Source organism: Pseudomonas sp. SDO5591_S426 (assembly GCF_054070755.1).
In genome coordinates this window covers 1-4,957 of the sequence record NZ_JBSVXD010000288.1, presented here as the reverse complement: position 1 = coordinate 4,957, position 4,957 = coordinate 1, and the positions used below count along the sequence as shown (strand labels likewise).

The 4,957-nt window shown below is 60.5% G+C and carries 4 protein-coding genes and 1 pseudogene; 1 reads left to right on the top strand and 4 read right to left on the bottom strand.

The genetic code is table 11. From position 1 onward, the window contains the following. Window positions 1–60 precede the first annotated feature (60 nt). The 4 genes from ACW9JC_RS28670 to ACW9JC_RS28655 form a co-directional block, all read right to left on the bottom strand. Window positions 61–1,464: an LLM class flavin-dependent oxidoreductase gene (locus tag ACW9JC_RS28670; protein WP_457459250.1), complete on the bottom strand. Its 1,404-nt coding sequence runs from the start codon at window positions 1,462–1,464 to the stop codon at window positions 61–63. Further along, window positions 1,464–1,913 carry an acyl-CoA dehydrogenase gene (locus tag ACW9JC_RS28665; RefSeq protein ID WP_457459248.1) on the bottom strand — a complete coding sequence of 150 codons (450 nt, stop codon included), beginning with the start codon at window positions 1,911–1,913 and terminating at the stop codon, window positions 1,464–1,466. The genes ACW9JC_RS28670 and ACW9JC_RS28665 overlap by 1 nt, the downstream gene beginning before the upstream one ends. Window positions 1,914–1,923: 10 nt before the next feature. Beyond that, on the bottom strand, window positions 1,924–3,126 hold the full coding sequence (locus tag ACW9JC_RS28660) for an SfnB family sulfur acquisition oxidoreductase (protein WP_457459246.1): 1,203 nt from the start codon (window positions 3,124–3,126) through the stop codon (window positions 1,924–1,926). A gap of 157 nt (window positions 3,127–3,283) precedes the next feature. Then, window positions 3,284–3,847 (bottom strand): helix-turn-helix domain-containing protein, encoded by a 564-nt coding sequence (locus tag ACW9JC_RS28655; protein ID WP_457459244.1) that lies wholly within the window; start codon window positions 3,845–3,847, stop codon window positions 3,284–3,286. On the opposite strand from ACW9JC_RS28655, the pseudogene ACW9JC_RS28650 reads away from it, so the two are divergent. Next, window positions 3,842–4,868 (top strand): annotated as a pseudogene (locus ACW9JC_RS28650) (DMT family transporter). The gene ACW9JC_RS28655 and the pseudogene ACW9JC_RS28650 overlap by 6 nt on opposite strands. Window positions 4,869–4,957: the final 89 nt, after the last annotated feature.

Genomic DNA, 4,957 nt, shown 5'->3' with positions numbered 1-4,957 from the left:
TTCCGGCCTCATCGCGGGCAAGCCCGCTCCCACAGGGTTTGGGTGTTGTGCTGAAGACTTCTAGGCAGACACCACTTTCTTCTCCTGCTGCCGCAACGCCGCGAGGTCGCGATAGCCGGCGCCTGGGTGAATCACCGGCAACTTCGGACCTTCGCCAAACAGCTTCTCGCGCAAAGTGCCGGGGGCGTACTCGGTCTTGTACACGCCGCGCTTCTGCAATTCCGGCACCAGCAACTCCACGGCATCGATGAAGGTTTCGTGGGTCAGTGCATAGGCCAGGTTGAAGCCATCGACATCGGTCTCGTCGACCCACTCCTGAAGCAGATCGGCCACCGTTTCCGGGCTGCCGACAAATAGCGGACCAAAACCGCCGATGCCCACCCAGTCGGCCAGCTCGTTGGGAGTCCAGACCTTGTTCGGGTCAGCCGTGGAGAACGCCTCAACCGCCGATTGAATGGCGTTGGTGTGCACATGTTTGAGCGGTTCGTCCGGTTTGAACTGGCTGAAGTCAATGCCGGTCCAGCCGGAAATCAACGCCATGGCGCCTTCATAGCTGACCCAGGTTTTGTATTCTTCGAACTTGGCCTTGGCCTTGGCGTCGGTCTCGCCGAGGATCACCGTTTGCAGGTTGAAGATCAGGATCTTCGACGGATCGCGCCCGGCCTCTGCCGCGCGCCGGCGGATATCGGCCACGGTTTTCTTCAGCAGCACTTTCGACGGTGCGGCAACGAACACGCATTCGGCATGTTCGGCGGCAAACTGTTTGCCGCGACTCGATGCGCCCGCCTGATACAGCACTGGCGTGCGTTGCGGCGAAGGTTCGCAAAGGTGGATGCCCGGCACCTGGAAGTGTTTGCCGACGTGCTGGATCTCGTGGATTTTGCGCGGGTCGCTGAAAATCCGCCGTTCACGATCACGCAAAATGGCGCCCTCTTCCCAGCTGCCCTCCCACAGCTTGTAGCAAACCTCCAGATACTCTTCGGCAAAGTCGTAGCGGGCGTCGTGTTCGGTCTGGGCTTTCTGCCCGAGGTTCTTGGCGCCGCTCTCCAGGTACGACGTGACAATGTTCCAGCCGGCGCGGCCCTTGGTCAGGTGATCGAGGGTCGATAGGCGCCGGGCAAACGGATACGGATGCTCGAACGACAGTGACGCGGTCAGGCCGAAACCCAAATGCTCGGTGACCAACGCCATCGGCGGGATCAGTTGCAGCGGATCATTGACCGGCACCTGCGCAGCCTGGCGAATCGCCGCGTCACCGTTGCCGTTGTAGACGTCATAGATGCCCAGCACATCGGCAATGAACAGACCGTCGAACTTGCCGCGCTCAAGGATTTTCGCCAGGTCGGTCCAGTACTCCAGATCCTTGTATTGCCACGAGCGATCCCGCGGATGCGCCCACAAACCCGGCGACTGGTGGCCGACGCAGTTCATGTCAAAAGCGTTGAGTCGAATTTCACGGGCCATCAAACGGCTCCCTCTGTGACGGTGGAAAAACTGGGGGGATGAATGCCGTTGAGGCGGAAGTTGCCGATGAGGTGGAGTTTCCAGCGCAGTGGATCATGCAGCGAACCGGGCAATGGGCTGCGTTGCCCGGTGAGTTCGAATTCGGCGTTGCTGACCGTGCTGAGTGCCTCGGCGCTGGCCATATGGGATTCAGCAATGGCGATGCCGATTTCGGTGTTGTCCTCATGACGGTCGAGAAAGTCCTCGGCGCGTTCGAGCAGCGCGGCGGCTACTTCGATGCGGATCTGCACGTCACCGAAGCGGCTGATCACGTAAGGGTCTTCGGTGGTTTTGGCCTGCTGACGAACGAAACGCAGGATGGCATCGAGCAATGTGCGGGCGTTGTGCAAGTCATGCTGGGACTTGGCCAGTGGCTGTCCGGCAGCGATGGGTTGGGTCAAGGCATTCATGGGAAACTCCTCAGTTCCAGGCGTGGCGCGCAGGTTTCACGCCGTTGAGCAGGTAGTTGCCGATCAGGTGGTATTTCCAGCGCGCCGGGTCATGCAGGGTGTGAGTGCGGGCGTTGCGCCAGTGGCGGTCGAGGTTGTATTTGCCGAGCACCGAACGGGTGCCGGCCAGTTCGAACAGCTTGCTGCTGGCGAGCAAGGCGATTTCGGCGGACAGCACTTTGGCCTGGGCCACCACCACCGAGGCGTGGGCGACCGTGTCTTCATTGGCGTTGAGCAAGGCGGCGTCGATGGCCTGCCCGGCTTTTTTCAGGATCGCTTCAGTGCCGTGGACCCGCCATTCGAGGTCGCCGATCGCGGCGATGCTGAACGGGTCCTGCCAGCCGTGATCCTGCTGACTGTCGATCCATGGTCGTGCTTCACGGGCATAGCGCTTGGTCTCTTCCAGGGCGCCGACGGCAATGCCGGTGTCCACGGCCGCCTGGATGATTTGTGAAATCGGACCGTCGGCGGTGGGTTCATCAAAGGCTTTGTGGGCGGGGATCACTGCACTCAGCGGCACTTTTACTGCGCTCAAGGTGACGCCACCGCTGGCGGTGGTGCGCTGGCCGAAACCGTCCCAGCTGTCGATCACGGTCAAACCGGGGTTGTCGCGTTCGATGAAGGCGATGAACGCCTGGTTCTGTTCGTTGACCGCCACCGCCGGGACGATGTGCGCAAACAGCGCGCCGGTGCAGTAGAACTTCTCGCCGTCGATTTGCGCAGTGTCGTCGCTGAAGCGAATCCGGGTTTCGAAAGCCCCGGCGTTTTTGCTTTTGGATTCGGAAAAGGCGTTACCGAAACGGTAGCCCTGCAAGACTTTGCCGAAGTAATAGCGCTTCTGCTCTTCGCTGGCGGTTTGCAGCAGGATGTCGAGCACGCCGAGGTGGTTTTGCGGGATCTGGCCCAGAGACGAGTCGGCGGCGGAAATGATCTTGATCACTTCGGCGACGGTCACGTAAGACACACCGGCGCCGCCGTAGGCTTTCGGAACGGTGATGCCCCAAAGGCCGCTGGCAGAAAATTCGTCAAGCTCGGCAACCGGCAGGCGTCGCTCACGATCGCGCACGCTGGCCTCGACGGCGAAACGCGCGGCGAGCTTGTGAGCGACGGCAATGGCCTCGGCGTCCGAGCGGATCACGTGGGCAGTGCGAGGGGGTTGGGCAGAGGCTGTCATGGGCCGACTCCTGGGTTCCGGGTGAATGCCCCAGAGCTTTTGCAGGAGTCGTGCCTGAAATTAATTTCATTTAATTTCAGGTAGTTACATAAATTACCGAGAAAAACCTACAGCTTCAAAACAGCAAAGTGTCTATCCACTGTTGATTAGCGAACAGTCAGATCACCACGTTGCGCACAAACCGCGCCGCCACCGGTCCATCGTTGCGATAGGCGTGGGGCTGGTTGCTGGCAAACATATAGAACTCGCCGGCGGAGATTGCATGTGGGGTGTCGCCGAGCATCAGGGTCAGGCAGCCTTCGAACACGTAGATCTGTTCGCTCCAGCCATCGGCATCCGGTTGCGACGGGTAGATTTCCCCCGGTTGCAGGCACCATTCCCATTGTTCCACTTCGCGGCTAGCGGTGGCTTTGGACAGCAATACGGCTTTGCTACCGGGGATTACACCCGCCCAGGCCACTTCGTTGATGCGGCTATGGTCACGGACATCGGGGGCCTGGATCAGATCGCTGAACGCCACATCCAAAGCTTCGGCCACGCGGTCGAGGGTGGTCAGGCTGACGTTCTTTTCCCCGGCCTCGATAGCCACCAGCATTCGGCGACTGACACCGGACTTTTCTGCCAGGGTGGTCTGGCTCATGTCGGCGGCATGACGCAGGCGTCGAACGTTCTGGCTGACGTGCTGCAGGACCGAAGCCCGTTGCGTGGAATCTTTGTGCACTATATTGCTCACTGGGTGGTGCTGCGCAGTATACTGCCCAACTTCCGGCGCATTGTGCGTCCCCCCTCAGGTAGTGCGCAAGATCATGACGTCGGTGAACACCTCCCAGGCTTCCTCCCGTTTCCTGCGGCTCAGCAAGGCCGAGTGCGTATTGGTGTTGATCACCATGGTCTGGGGCGGGACCTTTTTGCTGGTCCAGCATGCGATGACCGTCAGCGGCCCGATGTTTTTCGTCGGCCTGCGCTTTGCCGCCGCCGCGATCCTCGTCGCCCTGTTCTCCTGGCGCAGCCTGCGTGACTTGACCCTGTTCGAACTCAAGGCCGGTGCGTTTATCGGCGTGGCGATCATGCTTGGTTACGGCTTGCAGACGGTTGGCTTGCAGAGCATTCCCAGCAGCCAATCGGCGTTTATCACCGCGCTGTACGTGCCTTTCGTGCCGTTGCTGCAATGGCTGGTGCTGGGACGTCGGCCGGGGTTGATGCCGAGTATCGGGATCATGCTGGCGTTTACCGGGTTGATGCTGCTGTCGGGGCCTTCCGGCGCATCGTTGAATTTCAGCCCCGGTGAAATCGCCACGTTGATCAGCGCGATTGCGATTGCGGCGGAGATCATCCTGATCAGCAACTTTGCCGGTCAGGTCGATGTGAAGCGGGTGACGGTGGTGCAACTGGCAGTGACTTCGGTGCTGTCGTTCCTGATGGTGGTGCCGACCAACGAGGCGATTCCGGATTTTTCCTGGTTGCTGTTGTGCAGCGCCCTCGGGCTGGGCGCGGCGAGTGCGGCGATCCAGGTGGCGATGAACTGGGCGCAGAAGAGTGTTTCGCCGACTCGGGCTACGTTGATTTATGCCGGTGAGCCGGTGTGGGCCGGGATTGTCGGGCGGATCGCCGGGGAACGCTTGCCGGCAATTGCGCTGCTGGGGGCGGGGTTGATTGTGGCGGCGGTGATTGTCAGTGAGTTGAAGACCAAGGGTAAGGCGGTTCCGGCGACTGAAGAGCTGGAGCAGGAGACACAAGGTTAAACCGCAATATCTGTGCTGTATGGAAGATCGCTATCGCGGGCAAGCCCGCTCCCACAGGATTTGAAAGTGTCTTCAGGCGTTGGGTGCGA